A 17,873-nucleotide genomic window follows, 5' to 3' on the forward strand; every position below is an offset into this window, starting at 1 on the left:
ACAAACATCGTTATGCATCAGAAGGCAGAATAATACACATTACTCTTCCGTCCATCGAGATTCTCTCAAGCTCCAACAATGATGTATCAAATGTCACCATCTTTTCAATACCATTTAATAGAAAATTTGCCAGTATCAGTGAGTCCCTGCCACCTAAAGCATACTCCATACCAAGAGATAACCCTATCTTCGTGATTTCTTTCGTCTGATTTAAGAACAGCGTCGTGTCCAAGTAATCGACCAAAACGTCTGTTGCTTGATTTCTGTCCCACTTTTGTGCGTACACGAGGGTATGATAGGCTTCATGAATGATGGTTGGGTTGGTTGCAGTGTGTGCGTCACCCAATCTACTTGCATCCTTGTGGTCAGGGTGCTCAGCATCCAAGAACGATACTAATACGTTTGTGTCTACTCCCAGATGCTCTTTATCTCCTCTGGCGTCGCCCATCTTGGTTCCCCCGTCCTTTTTGGGTGAATTCCCCTCAGCTCTCTCAGACTGGTTCTTTTCTTCCGCAAGGGCTTGAGAATTAAATCCCCATCCTTCCTCTCAAAGGATACTACCATACCTTCCTTAATTCTGCACTGCTTCCTGAGAGGCGCCGGGATCAATATCCTGCCCTTGTCATCCACAACCGCTTCTGCCATGAGTTCTTCCCTATATCTAATGCGCATCCGCCATATTTAAATGTTCCCACATGATGGTGGGAAGATGTAGATATACAGAAATCTCTGCGAGAGATGCAGAAAAGAGGTTGGAGGGAGGGTAGGCACAAGCAATTATAAAAACCCATCTCTTGTCAAGGTTTCTTTTATTTTTTCCACAAATTCTCTTGCCCATTTTACTGAATTATTCGCCTCTGTTTTAGATACGAAGCCAACCTTGCCATACACCACCATGTGCCTCTTGCGCCTCATCCTGTCAAAAACAAGAACCCCGTCCGCAAAGTTCCTCCCAAAAATCTCTTCGATAAATCTCAACACTGATACATGCTGTGCATTACCTGCAGGCCTATAGCCTCTGGAAAACGTTATCGCTCTTGCAGCCTGTAACATGGCATTATAAGATATCGAGAATGCCCAGTCACAGTCCTCGCCCAGAATCTTCTCGGCGATCTTCAGATCTCTTTTGCAAGTTCAAAAGATTCTATAACCTTTTTCTTGTCCACGGGCAACTTCTTTATCAATCCTTCCCGCTCCATCTCTTCAAATTTCATCAATGTCACCTATAAGTGCGATCTTCTTTTCTTTCAACACGTTCTTAACAAAGGGCTCTTCTTCTTTTCTCCGTTTTTCAAATTGCCATGGAGTGAGAACGATATAGTTTATCTCCCTACAAAAGCGTTCTTCCAACCCTCTGATGACTTTTATCAAATCTTTCTCATCGATTTTTCCAACCACCATCAAATCTACATCGCTTTTCAGACTTTCCTCGCCCTTCGCAAAGGAGCCATAGATAAATGCTGCTTTTATCTCTCCAAGTTTCGAGAGTTCCTCCTTCAGCACCCCGCCTATGCCCTCGACCTTGAGGAACATGCCCCTCAACTCTTCATATATCGGCATCTTCCTATCTACAACATAGTATTTCATATTCCCTTCGACACTGCTCGTCAGTATCCCTATATCCTCAAGCCTCTGCAGCTCTCTTCGCACAGAGTTGATGTTTTCGCCCGTTTTCCTCATAAGCTCACGAACGTAAAACTTCCTGTCAGGGTTTAGCAAGAACAGCGTGAGTATCTTCACTCTCGTTTTCGAGCCCATAATCGCTTCAAGCATATGAATACATATTGTATCTAATAGGATAAAAAAGTTATTCAAGAGAGTGGCTGGAGTGGTGTTAAAGTTGAGTTTGGGTGTACGTCCACTGTATTTAAATATTCCCATGTGGGGGTGGGGAGAAGGCGTTTTACATGTCGGTATCGGGTGAGAGATTAGATTGTGTTAGTGAGGCTGGTTTTGATGATTTTTTAAATAATAGTATCTAAATCTTGCAACCCAAATTCAAAAGTATAAGGCCGATTTCCAATTCTGATGAACTTATAAGATCCTATAAGATCCTCTTTACCATGGTTTATAGAGAAATACCTCCAAGGGGAGATTTTTAGTAAATATTTTGATATTTCATTAATACCATCAGTATTTAATTTACCGTTTTTTGCAAATTTGTCGTCAGCATGTACCTTTTGAATAAAATTTTCTGCTGATATTTCTTTGTTTTCGTACTTGAATATTTGAGGTAATACGTCAAATTTTTGTCTATCTATTCTTCTTGTCCTAATTCTCATACGCCCACCGTTTTCTTCATCTCTAAACGGTTTTTTTCCAAAGATAATATCTTCTTTGTATGGTTCCCAAAAGCTCACAGAAGGATTAAAACCTTTAAACAAATTTTCATTTTTGTATACATTATTCATCATCTTTATCCCACTCTCAAATGTATAAACTGGCTCAGAACCAATCTCCCTCCTAGTACCATCTATAATCTCGCCGATCAATTCATTCTCTTTTGATTTTTCTTTTGTATAATATGGATAACACAGCGTTCCCGTGTCGAATATATGGAAATGGTATTCATGATCCGAATCAAGTCTTTGACACTGCTCACAATTACATTTCTTAGCGGTAAAATTGCTATGCCTTCTATGTAACCTGCCACCCCTTTGAATTAAAGAATCCATAGGTGCCAAATCAGAAATCAATAAATCAAAGGATATATTTAGGCTTATTTCTGCCACTTGCGTTCCAACAAAGATGATACTTTCATTTGTATTAAAACCGAACTTTTTACAATATTCTATTTCATCATTTTTTAGTTGCTTGGTTATGCCTTTACCAAATAATCTTAAAATCTTCTCTTTGATTGGTCTATCTTTGCGCATGAATTCAGAGTTATAGAGCAATATCTGCCGTCTAGGGAATTTTGATTTTAACTCGTTAAATATTTCCTTCGATTCTCTAACGGTGTTAACGATGATGCCAATGTTGAGGCTTGGCGAGTTGCATATTAAATCAAAAAGAGCATTGGAACAAACGTTGTTTGTTAAATCATATATTGGTTCTTTGTGATATCTAAACCTATACGGTTGTTTTTTATTGTTGTTTGCATCTAGTCCCTTGCTCTTTATTTTTACATATTTCACCTCAAACTTTTCTTTTATTTGTTTTGGTATAGTTGCACTCATAAGTATATGAGGAATTTTTAGTCTTCTCAATATCTTACAGAGACATTCAATCATCCCAATCGTGTGTGTGTCATAATAATGGAGCTCATCTATCACAACCAAGCTTGTTTGTATATTCCCAAATGCCCTAGGCGCGTATTTATAGCCATTAACGAGAGACAACAAAAGATGATCTATCGTTGAAATGTTGAACGGTTTTGAATAGAAAACACTCCAATATTTTTGATTACTGATAGGAAAAGCATCTCCAGAGTTATCCTCTCCTTCTCCTTTTTCTATTAAGAAACTCATTACCTCTGAGTGGTATATTCCAATCCACTCTGATGGAATGTCATACTCTTTCTCAAATTCGTAAAACATGTTATTGGTTGTTGTTTGTGTAGGAAGGACAAAAATAACCCTGTTAATTAGCCCATTTTTGAAAAGTTCTTTTGCATACATTAAAGCGGTCAGTGTTTTTCCTTCACCACAAGGAGCCTCAATTCTTAGTGGTTTTATGCCTTCGTTTAAATACGAAGGTGAAGAAAACAAATCCAAAATGTCTTTTTGTATACCAGTTAATTCCTTTTTTCCCTCGACATTTTTGATTTTCTCATAAATCATTTTTGGCGATGGAAACCATTCCTTTAATTTATTGGTTCTTTTAGAGCCTCGTATCTGCTCCTCTTCAAATTTACTAGCGATACCATCGGATGTTACTAACAAGGAAAGCATGAGGCAATATTTCGCCTTAAATGTTGTATTTATTTGCTTATTTTCGTCCCATAAAGTTCTAAAGGTTGGGCGCTGACAGTCCTTTTGATATTCTTTAAGCTGTTTAAAATAATCACTCTGGGAAAGATTTAAGGGGGGCAAAGTAAAATTAGATTTTTCGTTAAATTCTTTCAGATATTCCAAAAGGAACTCAGAAGGATACCCTAAAGTGCTCCAAGAAGATTCCGTGAGCAGTGAATGATGCGAAATGGCTGTAAGAAGAGGAGTCTCATCACTCAACTCGTATTTATTATCCTGAATTAGAAAATATCCGGAGTATGGTGCATGTGGGGGGAGATTTGGCTTTTCTTTTCTTGCTTCTTCTTGCCACTTTCTCGTAACTTTGCCGAAATCGTGATAGTGCATTGCTAATCTTGTTCCTGATTGAAATTTACCAAAAGCTATCTTATTCCGATTACACCATTTCTTTAGTACCTCTTTGTTTGTTGAAAGCAAGTAGTTAAGTACAAATTCACAATCTTTAGAGTGCTGGTCAAATGTTGTGCGTCCATCACTTTTTGCTAAAACTTCATAGAAAGACAATATATTCACCACAAACGTTAATGCAAGAGACTTCCTCCCCTATATCGCCATAAGGAACGGAACATAATAGTTTATGTTTTTCACTTGAGTCGTATCTCAGTTTTACAGGCATCTTCACCAATTGGGAGTTTTGATATACGCCAGGTAGCACAGAGGATATTTGTGATGAAGCATCATTCTCATCTTCGACTTCAACTAAGCCATCCCCCTCAATTCCTACATCAACTATGCCATCGCTTTCGCCTAGATATAATAGCCTTTTAGGAGTTCTTAGATGAAATGAGAGATTGTTCAGAGAATAATCACCAGAGCCGTCTAAAGAGTGGATGTAAATAGTATATCTCGGTCGTATCAGTCTCTGTCGATTAACCTGGCTTCTTAGCCAATATTTACGTATCTCGTATTTTACTTTCTCTGGTAATCCCCTCCAATGTTGTTTAATGAAATCAAAGAGTTCATTTGTTTCTTTGACAGTCGCTCCTTTTTGTTTTAGTGTATCCATAATGTTTTTTAAATCGTCATTCTTTATATTTTGTCTCTTCAATTCATTTGCGATTTTATTAACCTCTTGTTTCTTCATATCTAAATTACCAAACAACTCGATTTTTTTTGTTATTTCACCTTCTAAATTGGCTTCTTCTTCTTCGATTTTTCTATTTCCTTTCAAAATATTCAAATAGTCATCGATTTTTTCTCCCATGTCTCGTACAACTATCGAAAATCGTAACTTAGAGTAATCGCACAGGTATTCCTTAATAAGCCATTGCTTTGCATTAGTATCATCAATTGTATGCACCGCTGGTTTTCCCAACGCATTCAATATCATTCCAAATATTGTTGGCGGGGGCGGGAATGGATACGTCTGTTGTATATTCATCGTTCCGTATTCTGCAAATGAGCACCAGAACGGAATGTTCAGATCAATTTTTAGCAATTTCATTTTTAGGTTCCGCTGTTGAATAGTTTGATTGTTTCTTGGATTGCCTCTCTCGGTGTGTTACACAAAACTAAACCCTTCTTCTTCATATTTTCATCTTTGAGAATTGCTATTATATCCTTCTCGTTGTTGATGATACCAGATATCAGCCCGGCATAAATTTTTGTTTGGGGTATGGCTAAGCAATCTTCCAATATCTCCTTAAACATTTTAGGATTTATGCATCCTTTTTCATCCATTTGCAGAGCAGAAGATAGTCTATGGTTGTATCGCCCCTGAACACTCAGCAATATCACGTCTGGTGTAGCGTTTGTCAATTCCCGGCTCTGACTTGCGAAGTCGCTGATGTCAGAGATAGCACTTAAAATAGCTTTAATTCTTTCTTTCCTTTCAGATTCACTGTTTTCTCCATACAAATCTTTGCGATTGATCCCGTTTATTTTAGCATTCGTGCCTTCACCTTCAATTATCGGTACTTCTTCCACGCCCAATGCATCTATATCTATGGATACACTAACCCTGTAAATATTCTCTATGAGCTGTTTGTATGCAATAGCCTGTCTTATGTCATAAGGAGCTCCAAACTCTTTTTTACATTTGGGGCATTTAAGGTTCGCTCCTTCTTTAATCTCTTTCTTTCCTTCTTCCCTTGCCCAGTATGGATTTATCTTTTCATGACATTCAGGACATTCTATATCACTTACCAATCTGAGAATCATATCGGTCACAATCGAACTTCTAATTTGACCCATTGCGGGAGATGCTTTTATCGGGCTCCATCGCTTCGATCCCTTGCTGGGCACCAGATATCCAAACATATCGCAGAGCCAGCAGTTTTTTATATCCTCACACTGGGACTCAACAGTACACCTGAATTTATCTGGATACTCTCTCCGAATTGCTTTTCTCAACGCATGCCTTACGGATTGTCCTGAAATGTAGGGTAATCCATTTTTGTACGTTTTTAGTTCTTTTAGGTTACTACTTCCTTCTCCGGCGTTCAGATTTGATAGGTCGGTCTTGAACAACCAAGTCGCATCGATGCATTTTTCCTTCATATCATTTACCTCCTTGTGTTTTTCTGTTTTTATAGTTCTCCGAAAGTGTATAGACACTCATGAATGACACAAAATAGTTTTTAATGTCATCAAATTTTGCTCTTTCCAGAGATCCCAAAAATATCTCCATGCTCTCTTTATCCAACCAATAGTTTTTATCTTTATTTAATGCACTTATTTTGGCAAGTCTAAATGACGCATCTGCCATAGCACTTCTAAAATCTTCTGGACTTGAAGCATATGCAAACTTTGTCATCATGCCAACATCTTCGCTAAAACCTTTTCCTATGGTTTCCGCCACTTCTTTACATGCTTTTCTTACATTTTCCTCCAACATTGTCGATACCTCCATTATTTTATCTAAAAACACTTCCCTAAATAGATAGAGTGGTGGACTTCCCTGCGCCCTAGACCCCATCCGAATTCTGTCTGATTTAGAAATACTTTCCTTTGCCATCTTGAATAAACCGTTTGAAATTTTTTTGGCATCGAATTTTAAAATTCCATTATATAATCTTTCCATCTCATTTTCATCAAATATGTCAAACGAAAAGTTACAAAGGACATCTGGAACTAAATAAACATCATCATTGTTTGTGGGGTCTTTATGGGGTTTTAATATTTCGTAAACTTTTTCATTTGCTCGTCTATGGAAAATTGAATGTGAATTTTTTGAAATGAATAGCCATTCGACCATGTCTACAAATTTCTCTTTTGTAACCTCTATAAAAGGGGAAATAGTTAACTCCTCTGGATCTTTCTCGGAATATCTATTTTTTATGTTATGTAACAAAGTAAGCATGGATGCAGATTTGGATTTATGTGGTAAAAATCTGATATTGGTGGAATAGGAAGTGCATCGGGAACCAGAAAAATCGACATATTGCCCTTTTAAAGAAAGGTTATTGTTTATTATTCGCAGCGTTTCTATATTTACTGTATTTGGAATTGCCAAATAAGTCTCTTTCCCGGGGATATAGAAAAAAGGAATGTAGTAGTCGAATAGAGAGAAATAAGACAAAATAATGCACTTTGGGCATGATTTTACCTTCTTTCTAATATCGGTGCTGAAACCTTCAACAATATTGTTGTGGTGTTCACTTGATAATGGATTAAAAAATTGTTTCATTTCGATGAGGGTACTTGTGGCCATTCCACATACTGGGCAGATTTCATTTCCGTCCTTAAGTTCTCTTAACTTCTTAAAATCTCCATGGTTTTTAAGATTCAGTCCTATTCCCAGATAGTTGTCTTCGCTTCCTAAATAATTCATTCGCATCTTCCAAATTTGTTGTCTCTTTCCGTCAGAGTGATTTTTATCTTTCAGTATTTTTCTTTCAGAATCCAAAATTCCCATTGTATTTTTTACCTCGCCTTTAAGAGCAGGGTATTCTTTAGGGGGGGCATAACTCGCATTTGACTCTTTGTTTATAATTTTAAATGCCGTAGAGAAGTTGTATGTACCTTTTGCTGCGATGTTGTGAAGCGCTTGAGAGATGCACCCGTATAAACTCTCACTGTCCTCTGAAGATATTAGAATATGCCCCTCATTAAGTTCTATATTTGTCTCATCCTCAGAGAGTTCATTTATCTTACGTACTTCCTGAACAAGGGCAATTAAACCGTTATTTACCCATGAGTTGTTGGTGGAATTTAAGATTAGTGTTTTATTCTGATTTCCAATATTTATTTCTAAGCTTATGTCGTCCCTCATTCACAACCTCCACACATCCAAAGCCCATCGCATTCTTCATATCTCTATTCCTTCTTTTCAATTTTCTCCAATTGAATGTTCATCTCTCTCGCTTCTTTTTGAGCTCAATTAGCCAAACTCCCAAATCATTTGCACCAAACTTCAAGATAGCTTTATCCGTCTCCAGCGTAAAAATCTGATCCACGCTTTCTTCTATGGTGAACTTCACGATCTTTTGCCCCACTATTTCATCGAAATACGATTATATATTCTTATCGCCTTCCATCATCTACATCCTCTCATCCCACTAATTACAGCATCGGCCAGTTTCAATGCCCTCTCTGCGTCGATGATTTGCATACTGACATGCATATCATAATCCGATGAATTTCTGAGCCTCCTCAATGAATGCAGCTTATTCGCAATTAAGGGATTGGCACCATACAAACTCTCAATTAATTTACGGTGAACATCCGGGGCTCTCAACCTCAATCCAAGTTTATCCCTTGTGATGAGGAAAGACGCATAGTATGCCCTGCCTATAGAGGTCCTTATGCTCGCCTCATCCTCATTTATAAGCTCCTTAGCCAGATGAAAGAAATCAATGGGATCAAACATGCTCAAACTCCAGTAGCACTTTTACAGCATCCTTCGAATCTACCTTTGAATATACATCCATGATAAGCAGATCACAAACCTCGCTGAAGAGCTCTTTTCTAACATCTAACTTTATTTTAACCACAACGTACTTCCACGACTCGATCTCCGGGTCCTGTTCGATTTTTAGATCGACAAACTTAAACGGTATGGAGAGTTCTGTAAGCTTTTCAAGTAAACGCGAGATAATCTTTTTTGCTATCTCTTCGAAACCGTTTGCTCTGCTTACAAGATCGGCCAGCGTGGTCTTATAGAAGGGATAACTGATTACCAATTCTCTATTTGGAATGAAGATGCTCGGCTCCTTAGACACGACGATCGACAATCAAATCTCCTCGATTTTCTTTTTCAATGTGACCTTAATTTCCCCATTCTTATTGCAAACCCCTATCAACAAGCCCCTCTTCTCATCATAGATAAGACCGCATTCGTCTGGTTTTAGTGTTTTGATTTTTTCACTTTTCAAAAACTCCTCTAGTTCTTTGTCCACATTCTCACCTCTACACACAACTTTCGGCTCATTCGTTATTATCGTTTCTCCCGCCTCTATTTCCTACAACCCCCACATATCCAAAACCCATCGCATTCTTCATATCTCTATTCCTTCTTTCACCGCCTCTCTCACGATCGTAATCTCTTTCTTCTTTTTCTCGAATTCTTCTGGAGTGTAGCAAAGGAAGTCCACAGGATAGCCGAGATCCCATTCAAGATAAAACGGCACAGGTCTTTTGAGAGCACTCTTTCCTTCAAACTCCTCGCTGACCAGAATCACATCTAAGTCGCTGAACTCCCTTGACTCGCCTCTTGCAACAGAGCCAAAAAGTATCGCTTTTTTCACTCCATGTTTTTTTATGAAATCTTTGAGCCTGCTCAGAATCTCAGCTTTTTCTTTGTCCATTTCAGCACCTCCTTAGCCGAGTGGATGATTTCTTCTACTTCGCCTTTATCAAAATCTGAAGCTACATCAGGATAGCGCGTGGCCGTGTAGGCAGGATTTATTTTGGCGCAGAGTTCTATTATTTTTGAAGGTGCATTAACTCTCCTAGACAGCTCTACAACGTCATGGATTCTGGGGAAGCTACCAATTTGCTGAATCATAAGTGCTTTCAATGCCTTTTCTACAGCCTGTTGGGAAAGAAATGCAGAGACATAATACTCACCGAGTTCCATAATCTTCTCAGCACTTTCCATATCCTTTACTGCCTGCTTCCACCAATTCTCGGTTTCTTTTCTCATTGCATATCCTCATTAATTCTTCCTCAAGCCCACTACCCATCCAGATTGAAATTTCAATTTTCATCTTCTGCGCTTCTTCCATCTACCACCCCCTTATCCAAACCCAATCTTCATATCTCTATTCCCTCTTCCACCGCCTCTCTCACAATCGTGATCTGTTTCTTCTTTTTCTCAAACTCCTCTGGCGTGTAGCACAAGAAATCAACTGGATAATCTAAATCCCAGGAATCGTAAAGCAACAGAGGTCTTTTCCTAAACTTCAGCCCTTTGAACTTAGGTGATACGATGATCAGATCAATGTCGCTGTGTTTTTCATATTCTCCCTTGGCCCTAGAGCCGAAGAATATCATCCTTTCTATCGATGTGTGTTTAGAGGATTTCTTTCTAAAATCTCTCAAATCCTTGATCACGTCTTTTTTTCTATCCATGTCAGCACCTTCTCGGCATCCTTTAAGTCGTTAGTCGCATCATCTTTGGAATATTCATACGCGGGCAACTTTCCACTGGCGTCTGGATATCTAGTTTCCGCGTAAACTGGATTTAATCTTTTGCATGCAGCGATCAGATCATCTGGAAGACCAACTTTTTTTGCAAAGAAAACGATGTCGTGAATCCTCAACAGTTCATCGTATTTCTCGATGTATAAGGCCTTTAAAGCCTTCTCGACTGCCTGCTGAGAGAGAAAAGAGGACACGTAGTAGTCTTTATATCTCAGTGCGTTTTTGGCACTCTCTAAGTCTCTTAATGCCTGCTTCCACCAGTTCGATACTTCCTCTCTCATCCTACAACCTCCTCCCATCCAAACCCCATCGCATTTGCATTTACTTTGACCTGATGTATTCAACCATGAACTTCGCAAACGTGTCAAAATCATCCAACTTGTTGTGCAGGAAGTCGTGGAGAATGCCCATATCAACCTCTTCATACATGTGAACCAAGACATTTCTAAAGCCAGCCGCTAATGCGAATTCTTCGGCGAAATCCTCTGGCAAAATATCGTGCTTTCCGAGAATCAATATCACGCTCTTGTAATCCTCGGGCTTTTCAAACCCCTCAACAGAGATGATGATCTCGCCTATATCAAGCGTTGATTCTATCGCCAACTGGAAGTTCCTTTCGATAGCACTTCTTAACTCATAATTTCCTTCCAGTTCTTCCATTAACACGTTTCTTTTTGACGATAAAAAATTCACATACTTTTTCATCGATCGTAACTTGAGGGATATTTTTTCCTTTTCATCCATAAGCTCACCTAATAAGTGATACCTTCCTCCATCACCTTTCTCAGGAATATGTCAGAGGCCATCTTTTCATGATATCTTCTGTCTAGATATCTAGATAAAATCCTTTGCTCGACGTCAACCCTTTTTCCTTCGTCTCTCATGAAGATTGGGGCGTTGCATTTTATTATCTCGTAATTAAGGGAAATGGGTACATCATTCATTACCACCATGTCTACTTTATCCGTTTTTAATAGCGAGATGATCTCGCTGATTATACTCAGCATCTCTTTCCCCCTCTCCTCTTTGGTCAAAGCATCATTGAGATATATTCCTACGTCTACATCGCTCAACTTTCCTCTTTTCTCATTAGCCATAGAGCCAAATAGATACGCAAGTTCAACGCATGAGTGAGCGTTAAAGAGCCCTTTAATTTTCTCTAATATGGCTCCCTTAGATACGACGATCGACAATCAAATCTCCTCGATTTTCTTTTTCAATGTGACCTTAATTTCCCCATTCTTATTGCAGACCCCTATCAACAAGCCCCTCTTCTCATCATAGATGAGACCGCATTCGTCTGGTTTTAGTGTTTTGATTTTTTCACTTTTCAAAAACTCCTCTATCGTTTCTCCCGTTCATTCTCTTATAACCTCCACACATCCAAAGCCCATCGCATTCTTTTCCCCTATGCCAGCATCGTAAGCAAAGTCCAATAGCTCAGGGCTTGCTTCTAGGTCAAAAGTCATCAGACTGCATCTTCTGGGCGTGGCTTTTTCGCCGCTGCCTATTAGAATGCGCTTTCCCTTAAAATCCCTTACGCTAGTAATGTGAAAGTGATCTTTTTTTGGCGGCGTGCCATGGTATTCCGTATAACGCTCAACAAGGTTTTTATGAACATTTTCATGAAATTTTCCATCAGTTGGATATAACTCCCATTCCTTGAGCTCACCACTCCCCTCTCGCAGTGTTTTCACGAATATTGGGCTTATCGTCCTAAACGTAGACTGATTTGTGAGCTTCTTCTGCTCTAAGATTTCGATCTTGGTCACGACGAATCTCTGATTATAAAGATTAAAATCTGGCGTCTGTAAAAGACCTTCAGCAAAACTCCTCACAAACTCGACGTCAGGCGAAGTCAGGATGAAATGGGCGTCCTCGAATGCCAATCCTTTGCGTGAAGGGCGACGATCTGGAATTATCAGATTTGAAAAATTGTAGAACTTGAAGCCCTGATGAGAATGAGATTCGTTTGCAAGCCTAATGTTTCCGAGCGCGAGCTTCCCATATAACATCGAAGCTAAGGCATACTGGTAATCGAATGGAAGCAGTCCTTTCGAGATTTTTCTTACAAATATTTTGGCACGCATATAATTGGGATGGTATCATTCTATTACGAGTATCCTCGGTTTGATATACATTTTTATATCGATGCACCATACCTATAATCTTTATGCCAAAACCCCAAATTTATTTTTCGACCATCATCATATTTAAACATATCAAGACGATATAATAAAAAATAGTTTAACCTGCCTAAGGAATAGTATGAAAAAAGTAGTATTATCATATTCAGGGGGCCTGGATACCTCGGTCTGCATTCCCTTACTGAAAGAACACTATGGCTATGATGAAGTTATCACGGTCACCGTGGATGTGGGACAGCCAGACATAGAAAGAGCGGAGAAAAATGCAGCAAAGTTGAGCGACAGACATTACACGATAGATGCGAGGGAAGAGTTTGTGCATGATTACATTTTTCCACTGATCAAGGCGAACGGCAATTATGAAGGTTATGTACTTGGAACAGCTATAGCCCGCCCACTCATCGCCAAAAAAACGGTGGAGATTGCACACAAGGAAAAAGCGCATGCACTATCACATGGTTGCACTGGAAGGGGAAACGACCAGTTCCGCTTTGAGGCGGTATTCAGGACGACCGACCTCGATATAGTTGCGCCGATGCGAGATATGAATCTAACGCGAGACTGGGAGATAGAATATGCGAGGACGCATGGCATACCAGTTCCTGTCACAAAAGAGGAGCCGTGGAGCATCGACGAGAATCTGTGGAGTAGGAGTATCGAAGGGGGAAAACTCGAAGACCCGGCTTATGTTCCACCAGAGAAAATATTTGAATGGACCGCCTCGCTCGAAAAAGCCCTGGATAAACCAGAAATAATCGAGATAGGATTTGACGAGGGCGTCCCCACATCCTTGAATGGTGAAAAAATGAAAGGAGTGGAGTTGATACAGAAGCTCAATGATACTGGAGGCAGACATGGAATAGGCCGCACCGACCTAATCGAAGACAGAATTTTGGGTCTAAAGGCAAGGGAAAATTACGAACACCCTGCTGCTACCATATTGCTCACGGCTCACAGGGATTTGGAGCAACTGGTCCTGACGCGAAACGAGTTGAGGTTCAAGGCGCTGGTGGATGATGCATGGGCTGAGCTGGTATATCACGGGCTGGTGGATGACCCATTGTTCGCTGATTTGAATGCGTTCATCGACGAGACGCAAAAAAGGGTGAGCGGCTCTGTTACGATGCGATTGTTCAAGGGCGATGCGAAGGTAATTGCACGTGAATCCCCGAACACGTTATATTCAAAAGAGCTTGCGTCCTTCGACGACAAGTCGCTTGACCAAAAGTATGCAGAAGGATATGCGAAGTTTCATGGACTTCAGGCGAGGCTGTTCAAGAAGCTTGAGAGATGATTTCGAGCAGAGGCGGACACGGGGACATATGATTAGTCCACATCTTCCTTATAACCGTCACCGCCGACCATTGTGGCGCTTATCGAATCCAGTCCATCGACCCACTCGGCAACGCATCCTGGTGGCAATTCCCTGTTAAACTTGAATGATTGGCCTGCGAGTATCTTCGCTCCTGCCTGGCTGACCAGTTCCAACGCCGCCTCCGGGTCCCCTCCTTTCTCGGCTTCTATCGCCTGCACAATCACCTCATCGATTGAACCCGACCCATACCTATCCCCGATATAACACTGACATGAGCCGAACACACCGACCAGCGATGACTGAATCGATTGAATCATCATGTCTATGTCATCGTTGATGGGCTCAACCTTTGCGAGGGTTATCCTTTCGATATTCTTGATGTCCTCCCGGGCTTTGCTATTGGATATCTTCTTTTTACGAAACCTGTTTATGACTTTCAGGCAGGCTAATACCACGTCATCTTCCATGTTGACGAAGATGGTAGTATCTGGCGCATTATCGGGGTCAGAGAGACTGAATCCACTCTCCTTCGCCCTGGCGATCCAGTTCTTCCAGCGCCCCTCGGTATAATTTTCAGGATGTTGTTCGACCATAATTGCCCCCATACTTCAAATTTGTCATCACTATGTTAAAACGTTTATGGTATGGATGGGATAAAAGGGTGCAATTGTAAGGTATATATCCCAAAAACTCCTATGATTTGGATGATGAATTTCCCGATGAAAAATTGGTGATTTTATGAATGCTTATGACGCAATCATTATCGGAGCAGGTCCTGCTGGTTTGACGGCGGGGATATATGCCGTGCGAAGCGGTCTAAAGACGCTGATACTGGAAAAGGGTATGCCGGGCGGGAAGGCGAACGACGCGCCCCTTGTGGAGAACTACCCCTGCTTCGAGAGCATAAGCGGCAGGGAGCTCATGAATAAGATGGAGGCGCATGCATCCCGATATGCCGATATCAAGTTAGAAAATGTTTTGAGCATGGAGTTGAAAGAAAAAGTGGTAGTTGCCGCCAAAGAAGAATATGTGGCTGATGCGGTGATACTGGCCACCGGTGCGTTCCATAAAAAACTTGGCGTGCCTGGCGAAGAGGAATTCGCAGGTAGGGGGGTGTCTCAGTGCGTCATATGCGATGGTTTTTTCTTTAAGAAAAAGCACGTTCTCGTGGTTGGCGGTGGCAATACAGCGGTATTGAACGCGATTTATCTCAAAAACATTGGCTGTGACGTCACACTAATACATCGGCGGAATCGGCTCAGAGCAGACAGCCATTTGCAAAGTGAGCTGTTTAAACTGGGAATTAGGGTGCTTTGGAATTCCGTAGTGAAGGAAATAAGAGGGGGCGATTTCGTCAAAAGCGTAGCAGTTCACAACATAAAAGATGATGCCCTCGATGAGCTAAACGTAGAGGGTGTGTTCGTATCCGTTGGCGAGTCGCCTAACAATGAACTTGCCAAATCAATTGGGGTAAAATTGGACGGACGAGGATACATCATCACCGACAAAAACCAGCGAACGAACGTTCCAAGGGTTTATGCCGCTGGCGATGTGACGGGTGGCGCAAAACAAATCGTGATGGCGTGTGCCGAAGGTGCAACCGCTGCGCTGTCCGCATATATGGATTTAAAGAGTCCGTATTGGGCGGATTAGTGAGATGTGCGAATCGACATTTATATCATAAAGTTATGCTTTACATATTAGAACAAAAGGTTTAATTCGATTCAGTGGTAATCTATATAGACCTAAATTATGATGAACATAGACACGATCTTCTTCGACGCATACGGAACCCTTATAGATGTAAGGGATTATTTCCATGGCCTCCCGGTGCAGGTGTTAAAAGACATCGAATGCGACCTGGACCCGCACCAGTTCATGGAAGTATGGAATGAGGAATTCACAAATACGATGTTCGATGTAATTGAGGAAAAACGCCCGTTTCTGAACATCCGAGCGATATACGGAATAAGCTTGAAAGACGCTCTTCTAAAACATTCAATCCCGGTAAGCGATGTTCGATTGGACGGGCTCAATATGCTCTGCAAACAGCTTTTAGATGAGAAATGCGTCATATCGCCCTCGGCCAGGAATGTGATAAAAACGTTGAAAGACGATGGCATGAAGATGGGCATAATATCCAACGGGGACTGTGGAGAGCTTTTGCAACATCTGGGAGATGTGGCCAAACTATTCGATGACATAATCATCTCGGAAAATCTCGGGGTATACAAGCCAGACCATCGAATATTCAAATTCGCGCTGGAGAGATTGAAAACAAGACCAGAAAACGCCTTATTCGTAGGCGATAACATTAAAATCGATATAGCTGGGGCAAACAACGCTGGCATCTATTCAATATGGTACAACAAAAACGGAGAACAACCAGAGGATGGAATTAAACCCCATTTTACGATAACCGGCATAAACGAGGTGTTGGATATCATGAAGTTGATGTCCCCAGTGCCTCGATGATGGCCTCTTTTTGAATCTCCGCCGCCTTATGGATATTTTCATTTCTGCACGGATAGTATTGAATCAAGAGGCTTGCCCTTATCGGTGCCTCACTGCTCGATGTGCCGACCAAATTTTCTGCCACAAACCAGCTGCCGCCACAGGGCGTTCCTGTGATCACGTCTACCTTTGTGATGATGCCATTGGATGTGGTGACCTTGTATTTTGGGCGCCCGAGCTTAGACGTGAATTCGTTGATGATGTCGTTCTCACACGTTTCTAGCGTGCAGCAAATCTCATCGACTAAAATATGAATTTTATATCTTTGGGACAACTCGTCCAATCGCTTTTTTGTGCCGGCCCTGGCATATCCCCCTGGAACGATAACGGCGCGGGTGCCATATTTTCCAGCCAGTTTTATGACCTCTGGCGTCAGGTCCGGATGAAGCGAATAGGTGATCAGCATATCTACATTGAACACCGCCTCATCGATGCCCTTCAAAAAATGGGTGGCATCTTCTATAAACTCTGGCATATCTGATGGCAGGGTTGTCGATATCACAGACATATCGGTCTTGGACTCGATCGTCTCGACCATGTCCAATCCATGTTCTCCACGAGTGATGACTCCTATGAGCATCGTCGCATCATCCTTAGCCTTAACCATGTCAGGCAAAAAATGATAGCAATAGAGATAATACCACCGTTATACATATGGCCCTGAAACTGCCTACCCCGCCAAGATTGATGAAGGCACTGCCCTCCTCTATCGGATGGAGCCGCGTCATTAGCCCTATTAAAATACCGAGGACTCCACCGATGAGTACTACCGATGCGATGCTCTCTGGCGCCAATATGAACGCAAATGGAATCGATGCCAACCCAATATAATTCGGCACTATTATGCCGATGCCTGCTTCCATTTTAGAGAGAAAATGCGTAGATACTGCTAAAATCATGGTGACCAGTACGGTTTCAAGGAAGGGGACGTTATATCTGGTGCCCAGTATAAGAAGCAATGGAATGATAAAACCACCCACATTGAGAGTTATCGTCGTATGGTAGACGCGTGGGGCTCCTGTGCTAAGTTCGTCTTCTACCGGCACGGAATACAGCCTGCCGAGTAGGCTGGCTTCGCCCCCCGTGTAACTGGGTTTCCTGGTCCTCATGCGATGTATAGGGATTTCAAAAACGCTGAAAAGCAACATTGCAGCAACTGTTGCTAATATGAGATAAGAATCAAGACCGAGCACGGGTCCCAGTTTTCCCGTGTAGCGCAGATAGACCAGTGGCAATAATATGAAACCAAATAATGCAACCGCCTTACAATCAGGTGTGTTTATGAGTCCTCTCACATGATCACCAAATAGAATGATTGTCCGCCTAGTTAATAACTGTTAT

The 17,873-nt window shown here is 41.2% G+C and carries 27 protein-coding genes; 3 read left to right on the forward strand and 24 right to left on the reverse strand.

The window, feature by feature from the left end; all coding sequences use genetic code 11:
• Positions 1–10: 10 nt before the first annotated feature.
• The 21 genes from BME93_02350 to cas6 form a co-directional block, all read right to left on the reverse strand.
• Entirely contained in the window at positions 11–448 is a 438-nt protein-coding gene (locus BME93_02350) for a type II toxin-antitoxin system VapC family toxin (GenBank protein ID ATZ60989.2), read from the reverse strand.
• Positions 409–672 (reverse strand): AbrB/MazE/SpoVT family DNA-binding domain-containing protein, encoded by a 264-nt coding sequence (locus BME93_02355; GenBank protein ATZ60990.2) that lies wholly within the window; start codon positions 670–672, stop codon positions 409–411. Before BME93_02355 ends, BME93_02350 begins: the two co-directional genes overlap by 40 nt.
• Before the next feature lie 105 nt (positions 673–777).
• A complete protein-coding gene (locus BME93_02360) occupies positions 778–1,068 on the reverse strand; it encodes a HEPN domain-containing protein (protein ATZ60991.2) in 291 nt (96 codons plus the stop codon).
• A gap of 135 nt (positions 1,069–1,203) precedes the next feature.
• On the reverse strand, positions 1,204–1,773 hold the full coding sequence (locus BME93_02365) for a nucleotidyltransferase domain-containing protein (protein ATZ60992.2): 570 nt from the start codon (positions 1,771–1,773) through the stop codon (positions 1,204–1,206).
• 191 nt (positions 1,774–1,964) lie between these two features.
• Positions 1,965–4,475, reverse strand: coding sequence for a CRISPR-associated helicase Cas3' (gene cas3, locus BME93_02370; protein ID ATZ60993.2), 2,511 nt, complete (start codon positions 4,473–4,475; stop codon positions 1,965–1,967).
• Positions 4,462–5,415 carry a CRISPR-associated protein Cas5 gene (gene cas5, locus BME93_02375; GenBank protein ATZ61746.2) on the reverse strand — a complete coding sequence of 318 codons (954 nt, stop codon included), beginning with the start codon at positions 5,413–5,415 and terminating at the stop codon, positions 4,462–4,464. Before cas5 ends, cas3 begins: the two co-directional genes overlap by 14 nt.
• Before the next feature lie 2 nt (positions 5,416–5,417).
• Positions 5,418–6,470, reverse strand: coding sequence for a hypothetical protein (locus BME93_02380; protein ATZ60994.2), 1,053 nt, complete (start codon positions 6,468–6,470; stop codon positions 5,418–5,420).
• Between the two features lies 1 nt (position 6,471).
• The gene (locus tag BME93_02385; protein ATZ60995.2) at positions 6,472–8,184 is read right to left on the reverse strand and encodes a hypothetical protein; all 1,713 of its coding nucleotides are present in this window, start codon (positions 8,182–8,184) and stop codon (positions 6,472–6,474) included.
• 79 nt (positions 8,185–8,263) lie between these two features.
• Entirely contained in the window at positions 8,264–8,392 is a 129-nt protein-coding gene (locus tag BME93_02390; protein ID ATZ60996.2) for a hypothetical protein, read from the reverse strand.
• Positions 8,393–8,448: 56 nt separating this feature from the next.
• Positions 8,449–8,781 (reverse strand): hypothetical protein, encoded by a 333-nt coding sequence (locus BME93_02395; protein ID ATZ60997.2) that lies wholly within the window; start codon positions 8,779–8,781, stop codon positions 8,449–8,451.
• Positions 8,774–9,145, reverse strand: a complete 372-nt coding sequence (locus BME93_02400; protein ATZ60998.2) for a hypothetical protein — start codon at positions 9,143–9,145, stop codon at positions 8,774–8,776. The genes BME93_02395 and BME93_02400 overlap by 8 nt, the downstream gene beginning before the upstream one ends.
• Positions 9,146–9,310: a hypothetical protein gene (locus BME93_02405; GenBank protein ID ATZ61747.2), complete on the reverse strand. Its 165-nt coding sequence runs from the start codon at positions 9,308–9,310 to the stop codon at positions 9,146–9,148. It lies immediately after the preceding gene.
• Positions 9,311–9,409: 99 nt separating this feature from the next.
• Positions 9,410–9,718 carry a nucleotidyltransferase domain-containing protein gene (locus BME93_02410; GenBank protein ATZ60999.2) on the reverse strand — a complete coding sequence of 103 codons (309 nt, stop codon included), beginning with the start codon at positions 9,716–9,718 and terminating at the stop codon, positions 9,410–9,412.
• Positions 9,691–10,056: a HEPN domain-containing protein gene (locus tag BME93_02415; GenBank protein ATZ61000.2), complete on the reverse strand. Its 366-nt coding sequence runs from the start codon at positions 10,054–10,056 to the stop codon at positions 9,691–9,693. Before BME93_02415 ends, BME93_02410 begins: the two co-directional genes overlap by 28 nt.
• Entirely contained in the window at positions 9,998–10,138 is a 141-nt protein-coding gene (locus BME93_02420) for a hypothetical protein (GenBank protein ID ATZ61001.2), read from the reverse strand. The genes BME93_02415 and BME93_02420 overlap by 59 nt, the downstream gene beginning before the upstream one ends.
• 28 nt (positions 10,139–10,166) lie before the next feature.
• On the reverse strand, positions 10,167–10,484 hold the full coding sequence (locus BME93_02425; GenBank protein ATZ61002.2) for a nucleotidyltransferase domain-containing protein: 318 nt from the start codon (positions 10,482–10,484) through the stop codon (positions 10,167–10,169).
• The gene (locus BME93_02430; protein ATZ61003.2) at positions 10,463–10,837 is read right to left on the reverse strand and encodes a HEPN domain-containing protein; all 375 of its coding nucleotides are present in this window, start codon (positions 10,835–10,837) and stop codon (positions 10,463–10,465) included. Before BME93_02430 ends, BME93_02425 begins: the two co-directional genes overlap by 22 nt.
• Before the next feature lie 40 nt (positions 10,838–10,877).
• The gene (locus tag BME93_02435; GenBank protein ATZ61004.2) at positions 10,878–11,300 is read right to left on the reverse strand and encodes a DUF86 domain-containing protein; all 423 of its coding nucleotides are present in this window, start codon (positions 11,298–11,300) and stop codon (positions 10,878–10,880) included.
• Positions 11,301–11,308: 8 nt separating this feature from the next.
• A complete protein-coding gene (locus tag BME93_02440; GenBank protein ATZ61005.2) occupies positions 11,309–11,749 on the reverse strand; it encodes a nucleotidyltransferase domain-containing protein in 441 nt (146 codons plus the stop codon).
• Positions 11,750–11,890 carry a hypothetical protein gene (locus tag BME93_02445; protein ATZ61006.2) on the reverse strand — a complete coding sequence of 47 codons (141 nt, stop codon included), beginning with the start codon at positions 11,888–11,890 and terminating at the stop codon, positions 11,750–11,752.
• 24 nt (positions 11,891–11,914) lie between these two features.
• Positions 11,915–12,646, reverse strand: a complete 732-nt coding sequence (gene cas6 / locus BME93_02450) for a CRISPR-associated endoribonuclease Cas6 (GenBank protein ATZ61007.2) — start codon at positions 12,644–12,646, stop codon at positions 11,915–11,917.
• A 178-nt stretch (positions 12,647–12,824) separates the two neighbouring features.
• Here cas6 and BME93_02455 point away from each other — a divergent pair, with 178 nt between their 5' ends.
• Positions 12,825–13,997, forward strand: coding sequence for an argininosuccinate synthase (locus BME93_02455; GenBank protein ID ATZ61008.2), 1,173 nt, complete (start codon positions 12,825–12,827; stop codon positions 13,995–13,997).
• Between the two features lie 32 nt (positions 13,998–14,029).
• Here the strand turns inward: BME93_02455 and BME93_02460 are convergent, their stop codons facing one another.
• The gene (locus BME93_02460) at positions 14,030–14,611 is read right to left on the reverse strand and encodes a DUF2150 family protein (protein ATZ61009.2); all 582 of its coding nucleotides are present in this window, start codon (positions 14,609–14,611) and stop codon (positions 14,030–14,032) included.
• Between the two features lie 145 nt (positions 14,612–14,756).
• Here BME93_02460 and trxB point away from each other — a divergent pair, with 145 nt between their 5' ends.
• Together trxB and BME93_02470 are read left to right on the forward strand one after the other, a co-directional pair.
• Positions 14,757–15,671: a thioredoxin-disulfide reductase gene (gene trxB, locus BME93_02465; GenBank protein ID ATZ61010.2), complete on the forward strand. Its 915-nt coding sequence runs from the start codon at positions 14,757–14,759 to the stop codon at positions 15,669–15,671.
• A 99-nt stretch (positions 15,672–15,770) separates the two neighbouring features.
• On the forward strand, positions 15,771–16,493 hold the full coding sequence (locus BME93_02470; GenBank protein ATZ61748.2) for an HAD family hydrolase: 723 nt from the start codon (positions 15,771–15,773) through the stop codon (positions 16,491–16,493).
• Here BME93_02470 and BME93_02475 read toward each other — a convergent pair.
• Together BME93_02475 and BME93_02480 are read right to left on the reverse strand one after the other, a co-directional pair.
• Positions 16,462–17,139, reverse strand: a complete 678-nt coding sequence (locus BME93_02475) for a DUF166 family protein (protein ID ATZ61011.2) — start codon at positions 17,137–17,139, stop codon at positions 16,462–16,464. The two genes, BME93_02470 and BME93_02475, sit on opposite strands and share 32 nt — an antisense overlap.
• A 1-nt stretch (position 17,140) precedes the next feature.
• Positions 17,141–17,827, reverse strand: a complete 687-nt coding sequence (locus BME93_02480) for a DUF1614 domain-containing protein (GenBank protein ATZ61012.2) — start codon at positions 17,825–17,827, stop codon at positions 17,141–17,143.
• Between the last annotated feature and the right edge of the window lie 46 nt (positions 17,828–17,873).

The organism is Methanosarcinales archaeon Met12 (assembly GCA_002813105.2).
GTDB lineage: Archaea > Halobacteriota > UBA148 > UBA148 > JAJOKI01 > JAJOKI01.

What these genes read in the sequence shown, in the direction of transcription:
- BME93_02350 (ATZ60989.2), bottom strand. Translation starts at nt 448, where the DNA reads ATGGGCGACGCCAGAGGAGATAAAGAGCATCTGGGAGTAGACACAAAC.
- BME93_02355 (ATZ60990.2), bottom strand. Translation starts at nt 672, where the DNA reads ATGCGCATTAGATATAGGGAAGAACTCATGGCAGAAGCGGTTGTGGAT.
- BME93_02365 (ATZ60992.2), bottom strand. Translation starts at nt 1,773, where the DNA reads ATGCTTGAAGCGATTATGGGCTCGAAAACGAGAGTGAAGATACTCACG.
- cas5 (ATZ61746.2), bottom strand. Translation starts at nt 5,415, where the DNA reads ATGAAATTGCTAAAAATTGATCTGAACATTCCGTTCTGGTGCTCATTT.
- BME93_02380 (ATZ60994.2), bottom strand. Translation starts at nt 6,470, where the DNA reads ATGAAGGAAAAATGCATCGATGCGACTTGGTTGTTCAAGACCGACCTA.
- BME93_02385 (ATZ60995.2), bottom strand. Translation starts at nt 8,184, where the DNA reads ATGAGGGACGACATAAGCTTAGAAATAAATATTGGAAATCAGAATAAA.
- BME93_02395 (ATZ60997.2), bottom strand. Translation starts at nt 8,781, where the DNA reads ATGTTTGATCCCATTGATTTCTTTCATCTGGCTAAGGAGCTTATAAAT.
- BME93_02410 (ATZ60999.2), bottom strand. Translation starts at nt 9,718, where the DNA reads ATGGACAAAGAAAAAGCTGAGATTCTGAGCAGGCTCAAAGATTTCATA.
- BME93_02415 (ATZ61000.2), bottom strand. Translation starts at nt 10,056, where the DNA reads ATGAGAAAAGAAACCGAGAATTGGTGGAAGCAGGCAGTAAAGGATATG.
- BME93_02420 (ATZ61001.2), bottom strand. Translation starts at nt 10,138, where the DNA reads ATGGAAGAAGCGCAGAAGATGAAAATTGAAATTTCAATCTGGATGGGT.
- BME93_02425 (ATZ61002.2), bottom strand. Translation starts at nt 10,484, where the DNA reads ATGGATAGAAAAAAAGACGTGATCAAGGATTTGAGAGATTTTAGAAAG.
- BME93_02430 (ATZ61003.2), bottom strand. Translation starts at nt 10,837, where the DNA reads ATGAGAGAGGAAGTATCGAACTGGTGGAAGCAGGCATTAAGAGACTTA.
- BME93_02435 (ATZ61004.2), bottom strand. Translation starts at nt 11,300, where the DNA reads ATGGATGAAAAGGAAAAAATATCCCTCAAGTTACGATCGATGAAAAAG.
- cas6 (ATZ61007.2), bottom strand. Translation starts at nt 12,646, where the DNA reads ATGCGTGCCAAAATATTTGTAAGAAAAATCTCGAAAGGACTGCTTCCA.
- BME93_02455 (ATZ61008.2), top strand. Translation starts at nt 12,825, where the DNA reads ATGAAAAAAGTAGTATTATCATATTCAGGGGGCCTGGATACCTCGGTC.
- BME93_02460 (ATZ61009.2), bottom strand. Translation starts at nt 14,611, where the DNA reads ATGGTCGAACAACATCCTGAAAATTATACCGAGGGGCGCTGGAAGAAC.
- trxB (ATZ61010.2), top strand. Translation starts at nt 14,757, where the DNA reads ATGAATGCTTATGACGCAATCATTATCGGAGCAGGTCCTGCTGGTTTG.
- BME93_02470 (ATZ61748.2), top strand. Translation starts at nt 15,771, where the DNA reads ATGATGAACATAGACACGATCTTCTTCGACGCATACGGAACCCTTATA.
- BME93_02475 (ATZ61011.2), bottom strand. Translation starts at nt 17,139, where the DNA reads ATGGTTAAGGCTAAGGATGATGCGACGATGCTCATAGGAGTCATCACT.